The sequence below is a fragment of the Micromonospora sp. NPDC050200 genome, assembly GCF_040656135.1.
Lineage (GTDB): Bacteria > Actinomycetota > Actinomycetes > Mycobacteriales > Micromonosporaceae > Micromonospora.
Genome location: NZ_JBFALG010000066.1, coordinates 20,438 through 34,897, shown reverse-complemented (window position 1 = coordinate 34,897; position 14,460 = coordinate 20,438). Strand labels below are relative to the sequence as shown.

General features: G+C 72.2%; 16 protein-coding genes. 13 read left to right on the top strand and 3 right to left on the bottom strand.

From position 1 onward, the window contains the following. Window positions 1-529, bottom strand: a 529-nt coding sequence (locus AB0I41_RS29525) for a nuclear transport factor 2 family protein (RefSeq protein WP_357113860.1), incomplete at its 3' end; no start/stop codon positions are given. A gap of 194 nt (window positions 530-723) precedes the next feature. Here AB0I41_RS29525 and AB0I41_RS29520 point away from each other — a divergent pair. The 13 genes from AB0I41_RS29520 (at window position 724) to AB0I41_RS29460 (ending at window position 12,275) form a co-directional block, all read left to right on the top strand. Further along, window positions 724-1,587 (top strand): CoA-transferase, encoded by an 864-nt coding sequence (locus AB0I41_RS29520; protein ID WP_357113859.1) that lies wholly within the window; start codon window positions 724-726, stop codon window positions 1,585-1,587. After that, the gene (locus tag AB0I41_RS29515; protein WP_357113858.1) at window positions 1,584-2,378 is read left to right on the top strand and encodes a CoA-transferase; all 795 of its coding nucleotides are present in this window, start codon (window positions 1,584-1,586) and stop codon (window positions 2,376-2,378) included. The genes AB0I41_RS29520 and AB0I41_RS29515 overlap by 4 nt, the downstream gene beginning before the upstream one ends. Continuing rightward, window positions 2,375-3,478 (top strand): nitronate monooxygenase, encoded by a 1,104-nt coding sequence (locus tag AB0I41_RS29510; RefSeq protein WP_357113857.1) that lies wholly within the window; start codon window positions 2,375-2,377, stop codon window positions 3,476-3,478. The genes AB0I41_RS29515 and AB0I41_RS29510 overlap by 4 nt, the downstream gene beginning before the upstream one ends. Before the next feature lie 180 nt (window positions 3,479-3,658). Then, window positions 3,659-4,534 (top strand): SDR family NAD(P)-dependent oxidoreductase, encoded by an 876-nt coding sequence (locus AB0I41_RS29505; protein WP_357113856.1) that lies wholly within the window; start codon window positions 3,659-3,661, stop codon window positions 4,532-4,534. Further along, the gene (locus tag AB0I41_RS29500) at window positions 4,527-5,315 is read left to right on the top strand and encodes an SDR family oxidoreductase (RefSeq protein WP_357113855.1); all 789 of its coding nucleotides are present in this window, start codon (window positions 4,527-4,529) and stop codon (window positions 5,313-5,315) included. Before AB0I41_RS29505 ends, AB0I41_RS29500 begins: the two co-directional genes overlap by 8 nt. A 16-nt stretch (window positions 5,316-5,331) precedes the next feature. After that, window positions 5,332-5,802 carry a MaoC family dehydratase N-terminal domain-containing protein gene (locus AB0I41_RS29495; protein WP_357113854.1) on the top strand — a complete coding sequence of 157 codons (471 nt, stop codon included), beginning with the start codon at window positions 5,332-5,334 and terminating at the stop codon, window positions 5,800-5,802. After that, window positions 5,799-6,233, top strand: a complete 435-nt coding sequence (locus AB0I41_RS29490; protein ID WP_357113853.1) for a MaoC/PaaZ C-terminal domain-containing protein — start codon at window positions 5,799-5,801, stop codon at window positions 6,231-6,233. Before AB0I41_RS29495 ends, AB0I41_RS29490 begins: the two co-directional genes overlap by 4 nt. After that, entirely contained in the window at window positions 6,223-7,014 is a 792-nt protein-coding gene (locus AB0I41_RS29485; protein ID WP_357113852.1) for an enoyl-CoA hydratase family protein, read from the top strand. The genes AB0I41_RS29490 and AB0I41_RS29485 overlap by 11 nt, the downstream gene beginning before the upstream one ends. 19 nt (window positions 7,015-7,033) lie before the next feature. Continuing rightward, window positions 7,034-8,011, top strand: a complete 978-nt coding sequence (locus AB0I41_RS29480) for an NADPH:quinone oxidoreductase family protein (protein ID WP_357113863.1) — start codon at window positions 7,034-7,036, stop codon at window positions 8,009-8,011. 26 nt (window positions 8,012-8,037) lie between these two features. After that, on the top strand, window positions 8,038-9,237 hold the full coding sequence (locus tag AB0I41_RS29475) for an acyl-CoA dehydrogenase family protein (protein WP_357113862.1): 1,200 nt from the start codon (window positions 8,038-8,040) through the stop codon (window positions 9,235-9,237). 22 nt (window positions 9,238-9,259) lie between these two features. Beyond that, complete coding sequence (locus AB0I41_RS29470; protein ID WP_357113851.1) at window positions 9,260-10,399, top strand: acyl-CoA dehydrogenase family protein; 1,140 nt, start codon at window positions 9,260-9,262, stop codon at window positions 10,397-10,399. Window positions 10,400-10,403: 4 nt separating this feature from the next. Next, window positions 10,404-11,414: an acyl-CoA dehydrogenase gene (locus tag AB0I41_RS29465; protein ID WP_357113850.1), complete on the top strand. Its 1,011-nt coding sequence runs from the start codon at window positions 10,404-10,406 to the stop codon at window positions 11,412-11,414. Between the two features lie 18 nt (window positions 11,415-11,432). Continuing rightward, window positions 11,433-12,275, top strand: coding sequence for an enoyl-CoA hydratase (locus AB0I41_RS29460; RefSeq protein ID WP_357113849.1), 843 nt, complete (start codon window positions 11,433-11,435; stop codon window positions 12,273-12,275). A 12-nt stretch (window positions 12,276-12,287) separates the two neighbouring features. Here the strand turns inward: AB0I41_RS29460 and AB0I41_RS29455 are convergent, their stop codons facing one another. Continuing rightward, the gene (locus tag AB0I41_RS29455; protein ID WP_357113848.1) at window positions 12,288-13,091 is read right to left on the bottom strand and encodes a sugar phosphate isomerase/epimerase; all 804 of its coding nucleotides are present in this window, start codon (window positions 13,089-13,091) and stop codon (window positions 12,288-12,290) included. A gap of 91 nt (window positions 13,092-13,182) precedes the next feature. Next, window positions 13,183-14,406 (bottom strand): ABC transporter substrate-binding protein, encoded by a 1,224-nt coding sequence (locus tag AB0I41_RS29450; protein WP_357113847.1) that lies wholly within the window; start codon window positions 14,404-14,406, stop codon window positions 13,183-13,185. Between the last annotated feature and the right edge of the window lie 54 nt (window positions 14,407-14,460).

Here is a 14,460-nt window from a genome sequence, read left to right as displayed (position 1 = left end):
CCCACACACACACACACAACCGCCGCCAGCTCGGCCAGCCTTCCGGCAGACTGGACTCGGTGAGGTACGGGTTGTCCGGGAAGTTGAACCGCCCCGGCACCTGCAGCGGGTTCTGCCGGACGTCCGCCGCGTAGAAGGGCTTGGGCTTGCGGCTGCGGAAGTACCACCTGCCGTCCCCCTCGCGGACGTAGCGGTCGTGGTAGATCACCGGCATCACGATCCACTGGTCGCCCACCTCGTGCTCGGGCCGGCAGTGCACGAGCCCGTCGGCGGTGTCCGGGCCGGTGAAGTCGATGACGTGGTTGCCGATGAGGTGGAACGTCACCCGGTAGGGCCGCAGGACCCCGTCGAACCACTCGGCCAGGGCGGTTCGGCCCACCCGGCCGTCCCCGACCCGTACGTCGCTGGCGAAGAGCGCGGCGAGCGCGGTGACATCCCGGCTGTCCAGGGCGTGCGCGTAGCGCGACGCCAGTTGACGGATCTGCTCCACCGACTCGAGCCGGTCGATGCGGGCGGCGAGATCGCTCACCGGGGCCTCCTCAGGGACGAAGTCGACAATCACAAAGCAAGCGTTTGCTTGGTGTGCGACTCTAGCAGCGGGCCGTCCGCCAGCCAACCGGCCCGCCCGCCGCTCAGCGAGCCGACAGATGTTGACGGGCGGACCGGGACTGCTAAGGTGCCAACCAAGCGCTTGCTACGGTGCGAAGAGAATCGGGAGCTGCAATGGCCGACAAACGGATGACCGCGCAGGACGTGGTCAGCCGGCTCACCTCGGGGATGACCATCGGGATCGGCGGATGGGGATCCCGCCGGAAGCCGATGGCCCTGGTCCGGGAGATCCTCCGGTCCGACCTGCGGGATCTCACCGTGGTGACCTACGGCGGACCCGACGTCGGGCTGCTCTGCGCGGCCGGCAAGATACGCAAGCTCGTCTTCGGTTTCGTCTCGCTCGACTCGATCGCCCTGGACCCGCACTTCCGGGCCGCGCGACAGGCGGGCGCGATCGAGGTCGTCGAATACGACGAGGGCATGCTCCAGTGGGGGCTGTACGCGGCGGGCCTCAAGCTGCCGTTCCTGCCCACCCGTGCCGGCCTCGGCTCGGACGTGCTGACCCACAACCCGCACCTGCGCACCGTCGCCGACCCGTACGGTGGTGACGAGGTGGTGGCGATGCCACCGCTGCACCTGGACGCCGCGCTGATCCACATGAACCGGGCCGACATCCACGGCAACGGCCAGTTCCTCGGGCCGGACCCGTACTTCGACGACCTGTACTGCATGGCCGCCGAGCAGGCCTACATGTCCTGCGAGAAGATCCTGCCGACCGCCGAACTGACCGCGGCGGCACACCCGGCCACTCTGCGGATCAACCGGCTGCTGGTGACCGGCGTGGTGGAGGCGCCCAACGGCGCCCACTTCACCTCGTGCACTCCCGACTACGACCGGGACGAGGACTTCCAGCGGGAGTACGCCGGCGCGGCAGCCGATCCGGAGGCCTGGCAGGCCTTCCGGGACCGCTACCTGGCCGGCTCCGAGGCGGACTACCAGGCGGCCGTGGCGGCCCGCTGTCAGGAGGTGTCGGCATGACGAACGTGATGGACCCGCGGGCCGAGGCGAGCGACGCCGTCGCCAGCCGGGCCGAGGTGTGCGTGGTCGCCTGCGCGGACGCCTTCCGGGACAGCGGGGAGATGCTGGCCAGCGCCTTCGGCACCATCCCCGCCATCGGCGTACGGCTGGCCCGGGAGACCTTCTCCCCCGACCTGCTGATCTCCGACGGCGAGTCGTACCTGGTGCGCGGGGCCTGGCCGGTCGGCACGCCGGCCACGGGCGAGGTCGAGGCGTGGGCCCCGTTCCGCACCATCTTCGATCTGGTGTGGCACGGAAAGCGGCACGTCATGATGATCCCGAGCCAGGTGGACCGGTACGGCAACACGAACATCTCGGCGGTCGGCGACTACCGGCGGCCGAAGGTGCAACTCCTCGGCGTGCGCGGCGCCCCGGGCAACACCGTCTGCCACCCGACGAGCTACTGGGTTCCCCGGCACAGCACCCGGGTGTTCGTGCCGCGGGTCGACATGGTCTCCGGGGTGGGCAACGACCGGGCCGCGCAGGCGGGGCCGGGCGCGAGCCGCTACCACGACCTGCGCCGGGTCGTCACCGACCTGGCCGTCTTCGACTACCACCCCGAGCACGGCACGCTGCGCGTCGCCTCGGTCCACCCCGGCGTCACCGTGGAACAGGTGCAGGCCGCCACCGGCTTCCCCTTGGAGGCCGGCGACGAGGTGCCGCAGACCCGGCTGCCCTCCGCGGCGGAGCTGCGGCTGATCCGCGAGGTGCTCGACCCGCGCGGGCTGCGCGACCGGGAGGTGGCCGGATGACCCGGCCAGCGGGAGATGGCCCGACGAGGCAGCCGTCAGGTGCGGTCCCGTCGGCGCTGCACACCAGGGCCTGTGAGCTGTTCGGGGTGCGCTACCCGATCGTGCAGACCGGGATGGGCTACGTCTCCGACGCTGGCCTGACCGCGGCCACCGCCAACGCCGGTGGGCTCGGCATCCTCTCCGCCGGCCTGCTGTCGTACGAGGAGCTCGCCGCCGCGATCGACGCGGTGCAGGCCCGGACGGACCGACCGTTCGGAGTCAACCTCCGGGCCGACCAGCCCGACGTGGAGCGCCGGATCGAGCTGCTGATCTCGGCCGGGGTGCGGGTCGCCTCGTTCGCGCTGGCGCCCCGGCAGCACCTGATCGGCAAGTGCAAGGACGCCGGGCTCGTGGTGGTGCCCTCGATCGGGGCCCGCCGCCACGCCGAGAAGGTTGCGGCCTGGGGCGTGGACGCGGTGATCGTGCAGGGCGGTGAGGGCGGGGGCCACACCGGTGGCGTGCCGACCAGCCTGCTGCTGCCGCAGGTGGTCGATGCGGTGGACATCCCCGTGATCGGGGCCGGTGGCTTCTTCGACGGCCGCGGGCTGGTTGCGGCGCTGGCGTACGGCGCGGCCGGCATCGCGATGGGTACCCGGTTCCTGCTGACCACCGACTCCCCGGTCGCGCCTGCGGTCAAGGAGGTCTACCTCTCGAAGACCGTGAACGACACGGTGCTCACCCGGGAGGTCGACGGGGTGCCGCAACGGGTGCTGCGGGCCGGCACGATCGACAGGATCGAGAAGACGTCGGGCGCCGGACGCCTGATCCGGGCGGCCCGCAACGCGGTCGCCTTCCGGAAGCTATCCGGCAGCCGGTGGTCGGACATGGCCCGCGAGGGCCTGGCCATGAAGAAGGGTCACGAGCTGACCTGGAGCCAGGTGGTGATGGCCGCCAACGCTCCGATGCTCTACCGGGCCGCCCTCCTGGAGGGCCGGACCGACGTCGGCATCATGGCGACGGGCCAGGTGGTCGGGCTGATCGACGACCTGCCGAGCTGCCAGGAGCTGATCGACCGGATCGTGGCCGAGGCGGCGGAGGTGCTGCGCCGCCTCGGGGCGTGACCTCCCGATAGCACCGCGGCGCACGACCCCTGGGTCGCGCCGCAGCCGCCGCGCCGGCCAACGACCCGCCGTGGCCGTTCCCTCGCCGGGCGCGCCGATCCACGGGAGCGGCGCCGGCATTGACGACGAATGCACCGCCCATTAGCCTAACCAAACAAGCGCTTGCTAGGAGGAGTGGCCGTGTCCGCACTGCACGATCGCGTTGTGGTGATCACCGGCGCAGGCCGGGGCCTGGGCCGCGAGCACGCACTGCTCGCCGCGGCGGAGGGGGCCCGGGTCGTGGTGAACGACGTGGGCGCCGACGCCGACGGCCGCAACGCCGACCCGGCGGTGGCCCGGGCCGTCGCCGACGAGATCAGGGCAGCCGGCGGGCAGGCGGTCGCCAGTTCGGCCGACGCCGCCACCCTCGCCGGCGCCCGGGAACTGCTGGCGCTGGCGCTCAGCGAGTTCGGCGCGGTACACGGGCTGGTCAACAACGCCGGCATCCTCCGCGACCGGATGTTCGTGAACATGTCCGAGGAGGACTGGGACGCGGTGATCCGGGGACAGCTGCGCGCCACCTTCGCGCCCAGCCGAATCTTCGCCGAGCACTGGCGCAACGAGTCCAAGGCGGGCCGCCGGCCGAACGCCGCGATGGTCAACGTGCCCTCGACCTCCGGCCTGATCGGCGCGGTCGGCCAGACCAACTACGGCGCGGCCAAGGCCGGCATCGCCGCGCTGACCGTGATCCTGGCCCAGGAGCTCACCCGGTACGGCGTGCGGGTCAACGCCGTCACCCCGGTCGCCCGTACCCGCATGACGCAGGACCTGCCCGGCATCGGCGAGATGGTGGCCGCACCGGCCGACCCGGACGCCTTCGACGTCTACCACCCCGGCAACGTCTCACCACTGGTGGCCTGGCTGCTGACCGCGGACTGCCCGGCCAACGGCGCGGTCTACTACGCCAAGGGCGGCGAGATCCGGCAGCTTATGGGCTGGAGCTACGGCTGGAGCGTCGACCACGGCGCCCGCTGGACCGTGGCCGAGATCGACAAGGAGTTGCGCGCGCGTGTCTGAACCCACCACGGCCGGCTGGGCCGGCCCCGCCCACAACCTGCTGGCCGGCCGCACCGTGCTGGTGACCGCCGCCGCCGGCACCGGCATCGGATACGCCACCGCCCGCCGCTGCGCCGAGGAGGGCGCCCGGGTGGCCATCAGCGACCGGCACGAGCGGCGCCTCGCCGAGGCGGCCGACCGGCTGGCCGAGCTGACCAGCGTCCGGCCGCTCGCGGTGCCCTGCGACGTGACCGACCAGCGGCAGATCAACCAGCTGGTGGACACCGTCGCCGCCGAGTACGGAAGCATCGACGTACTCGTCAACAACGCGGGTCTGGGCGGCATGGTGAGCGTGCTGGAGATGACCGACGAGCAGTGGGACACGGTGCTGGGCGTCACGCTGACCTCCGCCTTCAAGATGACCCGGGCGGTGCTGCGGCACATGGTGCCCCGCCGCCGCGGCGTGATCATCAACAACGCGTCGGTGCTCGGCTGGCGCGCCCAGGCCGGGCAGGCCCACTACGCGGCCGCGAAGGCCGGCGTGATGGCGCTGACCCGATGCTCCGCCATGGATGTCGCCGAGTACGGCATCCGGGTCAACGCCGTGGCGCCCAGCATCGCGGTCCACGCCCACCTGGCCCGGGTCACCAGCGACGAACTGCTCGCCGAACTGGCGTCCCGGGAGGCCTTCGGCCGGGCGGCGGAGCCGTGGGAGGTCGCCAACGTATTCGTCTTCCTGGCCAGCGACTACTCGTCGTACATGACGGGCGAGATCGTCTCGGTCAGCAGCCAGCACCCCTGAGCCGGAGGAGCATCAGATGGCCAATCCCGACGCCGTCGGCACCCGGGGCGCCCCGTTCCGGATGGACGTGGAACGCGGCAAGATCCGCGAGTTCGCGCGGGCCACCCGCTCGACGAACCCCGCGTACCTGGACGCCGAGCAGCCCGTCGTCCCGCCGACGTTCCTGACCACCACGTTCTTCTGGCAGTCCGGCGAGGCGGACCCCTGGCCGGCCGTCGAGCTGGACCAGCGGCGCGGCCTGCACGCCGAGCAGGAGTACACCTTCTTCGGCCCGCCGCCACGCGCCGGCACCCGGCTGACCTGCCAGTCGCACATCAGCGAGATCTACACCAAGCAGGGCCGCCGCGGCGGCGAGCTGACCTTCGCCGTCATGGTCACCGAGTTCCGGGACGAGACCGGCCGGCTGGTGGCCCAGGGCCGGTTGACCGGCGTCGAGACCGCGCGGCCGCCGGCGGACCAGTCCCGAGCAGACGAGGCGATGGCATGAGTGTCCCAGCGGCGCCCGCCCCCTGGACGGTCGGGCCGGTCACCCGCACCGACTTCGTGCGTTACCAGGGCGCGTCCGGCGACATGAACCCGATCCACCACGACGAGGAGTTCGCTCGGGCGGCCGGCTTCCCCACCCCGTTCTCCGTCGGCATGTGGCAGGCCGGCCTGCTCGGCACGTACGCGACGGACTGGCTCGGCGCGGAGAACGTGCGCGGCTTCCGCATCCGGTTCCTCGAGCAGGTCTGGCCGGGCGACACGCTGACCTGCCACGGCGAGGTGCTGCGCGAGTACGAGCAGGACGGCGAGCGCCGGGTGGACGTGGAGCTGACCTGCCGCCGCCAGACCGGCGGCACGGCGGTCACGGTGTGGTCGACATTCGTCGTGCCCGACGCGGCGCAACCCGAGCAGGAGGCGACCCATGTCGCGTGAGCAGTCCCCGGCGACCGACCGCCGGATCGTCACCCTGAGCGTCGACGCCGACGGCATCGCCGAGGTCGTCATGGACAACCCACCGGTCAACGCGCTGCCGGTGGCCGGCTGGTTCGCCGTCGCCGACGCGCTGAACGCGGCCGGCGCCGACGAGGCCGTACGCGTGGTGGTGCTGCGCGCCGAGGGGCGCGGCTTCAACGCCGGCGTGGACATCAAGGAGATGCAGCGTACCGAGGGCTTCACCGCGCTGCTCGGCGCCAACCGCGGCTGCTACGCGGCCTTCAAGGCGGTCTACGAGTGCCCCGTGCCGGTCATCGCCGCGGTCAACGGCTTTTGCCTGGGCGGCGGGATCGGCCTGGTCGGCAACGCGGACATGATCGTCGCGGCCGAGGACGCCACCTTCGGCCTGCCGGAGGTCGACCGGGGCGCGCTCGGCGCGGCGACCCACCTGGCCCGGCTGGTGCCGCAGCACCGGATGCGGGCGATGGTCTACACGGCGGCCACCGCCACCGCCGCCGAACTGCAGGCCTATGGGTCGGTACACGCGGTGGTGCCGCCGGCGCGGTTGCGGGACGCCGCCCTGGAGCTGGCCCGGCAGATCGCGGCGAAGGACCCGACGGTGATCCGCGCGGCGAAGGCGTCGCTCAACGGCATCGACCTGTGGGACGTCAACCAGAGCTACCGATTCGAGCAGAGCTTCACCTTCGAGCTCAACCTGGCCGGGGTCGCCGACCGGATCCGCGACCAGTTCGGCAAGCCGTCCGAGTCCCCGGCGACCTGAGGGGAAACGGGTGAAGGCCATGCTGTGCCGCGCCCTGGGCGGGCCGGAGAACCTGGTCGAGGCCGAGGTGCCCGACCCGGTCGCCGGCCCGGGCCAGGTGGTGGTGAACGTGCGCTCCGCCGGGGTGAACTTCCCGGACGGACTGATCGTCGCCGGCACGTACCAGACGAAGCCGGCGCTGCCGTTCAGCCCGGGCTGCGAGGTAGCCGGCACCGTCCGGGCGGTCGGTGCCGGCGTCACCGGGCTGGCCCCCGGCGACCGGGTCGCCGCCTTCTGCGGCATCGGCGGCTACGCCGAGCAGGTCGCGGTCGCGGCCGAGCGGGTGCACCGGATCCCGGACGGGATGGAGCTGGACCATGCGGCGGCCTTCCCCGTCGTCTACGGCACGTCGTTCCACGGCCTGGTGGACCGCGCTCGGCTGCGGACCGACGAGACGCTGTTGGTGCTCGGCGCGGCCGGCGGAGTCGGACTGACCGCCGTGCAGATCGGCAAGGCGCTCGGGGCGCGGGTCATCGCGGCCGCGTCCAGCGCGGAGAAGCTGCGGCTCTGCGCCGCGCACGGAGCCGACGAGCTGATCGACTACCGCGAACAGGACCTGGCCGCACGGCTGAACGAGGTGACCGGCGGCACCGGGGTGGATGTGGTCTACGACCCGGTCGGCGGTCCGGCGGCGCAGACCGCGGTGCGGGCGCTGGCCTGGGGCGGCCGCTACCTGACCGTCGGGTACGCCTCCGGTGACATCCCGCGCGTCGGGATGAACCGGCTGCTGCTGACGGAGGGCGAACTGCTCGGCGTGCTGTGGGGCGCCTGGGCCGGCCGGCATCCCGAGGCCAACTCGGCGAACATGTCCCGCCTGTTGGAGTGGTATTCGTCGGGCCTGCTGCGGCCGCACGTGGACCGGCACTTCCCACTGGCCGAGGCGGCCGCCGCGCTGGCCACCGTGATGAACCGTGGCGCGGTGGGAAAGATCGTCCTGAGTATCGGGGAGCGGCCGTGACCACCACCGGGACGGCGTACGCGGGAATGGATCTGGGCCCGAGTGGACGGGCCCGCGGACTGCTGGCGGCGCTCGAGGAGTTCATGGCCGAGCGGGTCTACCCCGCCGAGCCGGTGTACGCCGCCCAGCTCGAGCAGGCCGGCCCGCGCAGCCACACCCTCCCGCCGGTGGTCGAGGAGCTGAAGGCCGAGGCCCGCCGCCGGGGCCTGTGGAACCTCTTCCTGCCGGACCTGTCCGGGCTGTCCAACCTGGAGTACGCCTACCTGGCCGAGCTGACCGGACGCTCGCCCTACCTCGCACCGGAGGCGCTGAACTGCGCGGCCCCGGACACCGGCAACATGGAGCTGCTGCATTTGTTCGGCACGCCAGAGCAGCGGGCCCGCTGGCTGGATCCGCTGCTGGACGGGCGGATCCGGTCGGGCTTCTCGATGACCGAGCCCGGGGTGGCCTCCTCCGACGCCCGCAACATCAGCACCTCGATCGTGCGCGACGGCGACGAGTACGTGATCAACGGGCACAAGTGGTGGACCACCGGCGCGGCCGACCCGCGGTGCGAGCTGCTGGTGCTGATGGGCAAGACGGACCCGACGGCCGAACCGCACCGGCAGCAGTCGATGGTGCTCGTCCCGGTCGACACGCCGGGCGTCGAGATCGTCCGCTCGCTGCCCATCTTCGGCTACCACGACCAGCACGGGCACTGCGAGATCCGGTTCACCGACGTACGCGTCCCGGTGGCGAACCTGCTCGGCGGCGAGGGCGAGGGCTTCGCCATCGCGCAGGCCCGGCTGGGGCCGGGCCGGGTACACCATGCAATGCGGACGTTGGGCATGGCCGAGCGCGGCCTGGAGCTGCTGGTGCGCCGGACCATGTCGCGGGAGGCGTTCGGCGGGCCGCTCTCCGACCAGGGTGTGGTGCGGACCTGGATCGCCGAGTCCCGGATGGAGATCGAGCAGGCCCGACTGCTGGTGCTCAAGACCGCCTGGCTGATCGACCGGGTGGGCGCCAAGGGGGCGGCCACCGAGATCGCGGCGATCAAGGTGGTGGCACCGCGGGTGGCCCGCGCGGTGCTCGACCGGGCCATCCAGGCACACGGCGGCGGTGGGGTGACCGAGGACTTTCCGATCGCCCGGATGTGGGCCAGTGCCCGGATCCTGGCGATCGCCGACGGGCCGGACGAGGTGCACATCCGCACGGTGGCCCGCCAGGAGCTACGTCGGTACCGCTGACGGTGAGACTACGGAGATTGCGATGGACCTGACCTGGAGCGGATCCGAGGAGGCATTCCGGGCGGAGGCGCGGGAGTGGCTGGCCACCCACGTGCCGACCGAGCCGTTGCCCTCCGGCGACACCCGTGCTGGCTTCGACCGGCACCTGGAGTGGGAGCGGGAATTGTTCGCCGCCGGCTGGTCGGTGGTCTCCTGGCCGAAGGAGTACGGCGGCCGTGACGCCTCCCTGTGGGAGTGGCTCATCTTCGAGGAGGAGTACTACCGGGCCGGCGCCCCGCAGCGGGTGACCCAGAACGGAATCTTCCTGTTGGCGCCCACGCTGTTCGAGTTCGGCACGAAGGAGCAGCGAGACACCCTGCTGCCGCGGATGGCGGCCGCGCAGGACCTGTGGTGCCAGGGCTGGTCGGAGCCCGGGGCCGGCAGCGACCTGGCCGGCATCCGCAGCCGGGCCGAGCGCGACGACGAGGCCGGCGGTTGGCGGCTGACCGGGCAGAAGACCTGGACCACCCGGGGCGCGTTCTGCACCCACCTGTTCGGACTGTTCCGCACCGATGCGGCGGCGCAGCGGCACCGCGGCCTGACGTACTTCCTCGTGCCGCTGGACACCCCAGGCGTGACGGTACGCGGCTTCGAGCGACTCGACGGCGACGAGGGCTTCGCCGAGGTGTTCTTCGACGACGCCTTCGTGCCGGACAGCGCGGTGCTCGGCGAGGTGGACCAGGGCTGGCAGGTGGCGATGGCGACCACCGGGTCCGAGCGGGGGCTCACCCTGCGCTCGCCGGGCCGGTTCCTGCGTGCCGCGGACCGCCTGGTGGAGTTGGCCGCCGCGCATCCGGAGGCCGCCGCCGATCCGCTCGTCGACTGGGTCACCGAGGTGTGGATGCAGTCCCAGGCGTACCAGCTGTTCACGCTGGCGCAGGTCACCGACATGGTCGAGGGACGCTCCCCCGGGGCGCGGTCGAGCTTGAACAAGCTCTACTGGTCCGAGTTGGACATCCGGTTGCACGAGGCGGCGCTGGAACTGCTCGGCCCGCAGGGGCAGACGGACAATCCGTGGAGCCGGGGATTCCTGTTCTCGCTGGCCGGACCGATCTACGCCGGGACCAACGAAATCCAACGCAACATCGTCGCCGAGCGGCTGCTCGGCCTGCCGAGGAAGTGATCGCATGCGGTTCGCGTTGACGGCCGAACAGCAGGACCTGCGTGAGGTCGTGCACGAGCTGATGGAACGGTTGTGCCCGCCGGCGGTGGTCCGGTCCGCGCCGGACGCGCCGGCGATCGACGCGCTGGACCGCGGGTTGGTCGAGCTCGGCGCGCCCGGGATGCTGCTGTCGGAGCGCTCCGGCGGCCTGGGCCTGGACGAGAACTATCTGGTCCCGCTGCTGACCGAGTCCGGTTGGGCCGCGGCCCCGCTGCCGGTGCTGGAGACGGTCGGCGTCGCGTCGGCCCTTTTCGAGGCCGCCGGTCTGGCCGGACGGCTGCTCACCGGCGGGATGGTCTGCGCGGCCGACCCGACCGGCGCCGGTCTGGTCCGGTTCGCCGGCCGGGCCGCCCTGCTGGTGCGGGGCGGCTGGGGCGGCAGCGGACCGGTCGAGCTCGTCGATCTGTCCGACGCCCGCCGCGAGCCGGTGCCCGCGGTGGACCCGGCCGCGAACCTGTGCCGGATCGGCTGGGGCACCGTGCTCGGCGTGGTCGACGATCCGGTGGTGATCGAGCGGGCCTGGCAACGCGGGGTGCTCGGTGCCGCGGCCCAGTTGATCGGGCTGTCCCGGCGGATGCTGGAGATGACCGTCGACCACGTCGGCTCGCGTACCCAGTTCGGGGTGCCGGTGGGCAGCTTCCAGGCGGTCAAACACCAGCTCGCCTCGGCGCTGTTGCAGGTGGAGTTCGCCGCTCCGGCGGTGGCCCGCGCCGGTTTCTCCGTGGCGGTCGGTGACCCGGACCGGGCCCGCGACGTGTCGCTGGCCAAGGCGTTGGCCTCGGCGGCCGCCCAGCTGGTGGCCCGTACGGCGATCCAGTGCCACGGTGCCATCGGCTACACCACCGAGTACGACCTGCACCTGTACGCCAAGCGCGCGTGGGCACTCGCCGCGGACTGGGGCTCGGCGGCCTGGCACCGCGCCCGGATCGCCGAGCACCTGGGCCTGGCCCCGACCGGCACTCTTCCCGTCCACTGACTCGACAAGGAGCACACCGTGACCGAGACCGAGAGCGACGTCGTCACCTACGACCAGCGGGGCGAGGTCGCGGTGGTGACCATGAACCGGCCGAGGTACCGCAACGCCCAGAACTCGGCGATGACGTACGCGCTGGACGACGCGTTCTACCGGGCCGCCGCAGACGACGGCGTGAAGGTGGTCGTGCTGGCCGGGGCGGGCGAGCATTTCTCGGCGGGGCACGACATCGGCACCCCCGGCCGGGACGTCGACACGTCGTTCGAGCGGCGCGCCGGCCTCTGGTGGGACCACGTCGGCAAGCAGGGCGTGGACAGCCGGTACGCCCGCGAGTCCGAGGTGTACCTCGGGATGTGCCGGCGCTGGCGTGAGTTGCCCAAGCCGACGATCGCGATGGTGCAGGGCGCCTGTGTGGCCGGCGGCCTGATGCTGGCCTGGTGCTGCGACCTGATCGTCGCCGCCGACGACGCGTTCTTCGCCGACCCCGTGGTGCGGATGGGCATCCCCGGCGTGGAGTACTTCGCCCACCCGTGGGTGATGGGCCCACGGTTCGCCAAGGAGTTCCTGTTCACCGGGGACCGGATCGGCGCCGAGCGGGCGCTGGCCCTGGGCATGGTCAACCGGGTGGTGCCCCGAGCGGCGCTGGAGGACGAGACGTTCGCGCTGGCCGGGCGGATCGCGAAGATGCCGCGGCTGGGGCTCGCGCTGACCAAGAAGGCGGTCAACCAGGCGGAGGACCTGATGGGGATGCGGGCCGGCATGGACTCGGTCTTCGGCCTGCACCACGCCGCGCACGCGCACAACGCCGAGGTTGGCGGGGATTCGCTGGCCGGGCAAACCGCGAGCTCGATGAAGCAGGGCTGAGGCACGCCGGCGTCAGCGGCCGAGCCGGGAGGTGAGCCACCGGACGCCGCGGGCCAGCGCCCGCGGCGTCCCTTCCGCCTCGATCGCCGGGCCGAGCAACTCCAGGTCGAGCAGACCGCGGTAGCCGAGCCCGATGAGCTGCCGCAGCAGACGCTCCAGCGGGATGTCCCCGTCGCCAGGCACCCAGCGGTTGGGCAGGCTCAGCGTGCCCAACCGGAAGTCGCTGACCTGGACCAGCCGCACCCGGTCGAGTTCGGCGCGCAGCGTGTCGACCAGCCCCCGCTCCTGCCAACAGCAGTACAGGTCCACGCAGAGCCCGATGTCGAGGCGCCGGGCCAGCGCCGCCGCGTCCTGGAGGCTGTGCGTGAAGCTCAGGTCGCCGCGGATGGACATGGTGTTCTCCACCGCGAGCGCGACGCCGAGCCGCGCGGCGCGCCCGATCGCCGGGGCCAGCCGCTCGGCGAGCGAGGCAGCCGCATCCTCCCAGCTCAGCTCGCCGGACGGGCCGCTGGTGAGGTAGACGGTGGCGGCGCCGAGCGCAGCTGCCGCGTCCAGCGCCGCCGCGAGTATGCGCGCCTGCGCGACCCAACCCGCGCCGTCCCTCGGGTGGCAGGTGAGCGGCATGAACAGGTACGCCACGGCCAGCCCGCTGGCCCTGACCTCGTCCAGCGCGGTGGCCCAGCCGATCTGCTCCAGCTTGCCGGCGGGCAGTCCGATGAGCTCGGCGCCGGCCTCCTGGTAGATCGCCAGCTCGTCGGCGAGGGGCCGGCCCAGGGCCGCAACGCCGTTGACGGAGACGCGTTGCCCGGCTTTCATCGTCGCCACCTCGTCTCGGGTCCGGGGATCGCCGATGGCCGCGGCCCCGGCCGTCCCGCGCAGGCGGGCTGGCCGGGGCCGCGCCGGGTCGTCAGGAGGCGGCTGCGTACTGACCCTCGGTGAGCACCGCCGCCGGGATGACGGCCACCGACGAGACGTCGACGGCGGGGCCGTGCGAGGTGGCGGTGAAGGTGTACTTGGCCAGCGCCCACAGGCCGGTCTCCTGCGGCGTGAACGTCTCCAGGGCCTTGGCCTCGGCCTTGGCGTCGGTGATCGCGCCGGCCTTCTCAGCCGCCTTGGCGGCCAGCATGACCGCGTCGTAGGCGTAGTAGACGTTGAGCGGCAGCTTGATCTCGCCCTCCTTCTTCAACGCCGTGATCATGGTGTCCAGGCTGCCCGGGTTGGCACCCTGGTGCCCCTTGACGGCCGCGGACACGATCTGCACGTTGACGTTCTGGGCGGCGGGTGTCCCGACGAGGCCATCGGGCGCCGCGTGGTTGAGCAACGACGTGGTCGCCGAGGTCGAGTCGGCCACCAGGGGGATGTCGGTCCAACCGATCTTCAGCCGGCTCTGCAGCACGTAGCCGACCGACGCACCGGCCCCCTGCATGAACAGTAGGTCCGGCTTCGTCGCCCGCAGTCGCTCGAGCTGGGCGGTGACGTCCAGATCCTCCGCGGTGTAGGTCTCATCTCCGGATAGGGTCAGGCCGGCCTCGGCGATCGCCTTACGCGTCGCCGCAGCGGTCGCCTGCGCGAAGGCGTCCTTGCCGGCGATCATGGCGATCTTGTTCGCGCCCTTCGACTTGGCATAGTCGGCCAGCGACTTCGCCCAGGTCTCGGGGACGGGTGGGGTCTTGAACAGGTACGGGAACTTGGCCGGGTCGTCGAGGGCGGAGGCGCTGGCCTGCTGGACGGAGAAGATCTCCGCCTCGGTGAGGATCGGTGCCATGGGCAGCGCTTCGGCGCTGGTGTTGCCCGGCAGCACCAGGTTGGGCTTCGGGCCCTTGGCGAGCCGTTCGTGGAGCTTGGTCACGGCGGTGGTCGGGTCTCCGCCGTCGTCGATGACTTCCAGCTCGACCTTGTGGCCGAGGATCCCGCCCTTGCTGTTCAGCACGGCGACGGCGGCCTTGACCGCCTGGGACGCGGCCTGTGCGTTCAACGCGGCCGGTCCGGGCTGGCTCAGACCCACGAGTTGGACGATCCGGTAAGGCTGGTCTCCCCCGCTGGCGTCAGCGGAGTCCGCGTCAGGGTCCGGGCTGCAAGCGGTCGCCGCCAGTGCGGCGGCCACGAGAACTACACCGAGTCGCTTCCGCACGAAGGCTCTCCTTAGGTTCCGATGCCGGCCACGCGACGTAGCAAGCGCTTGGTT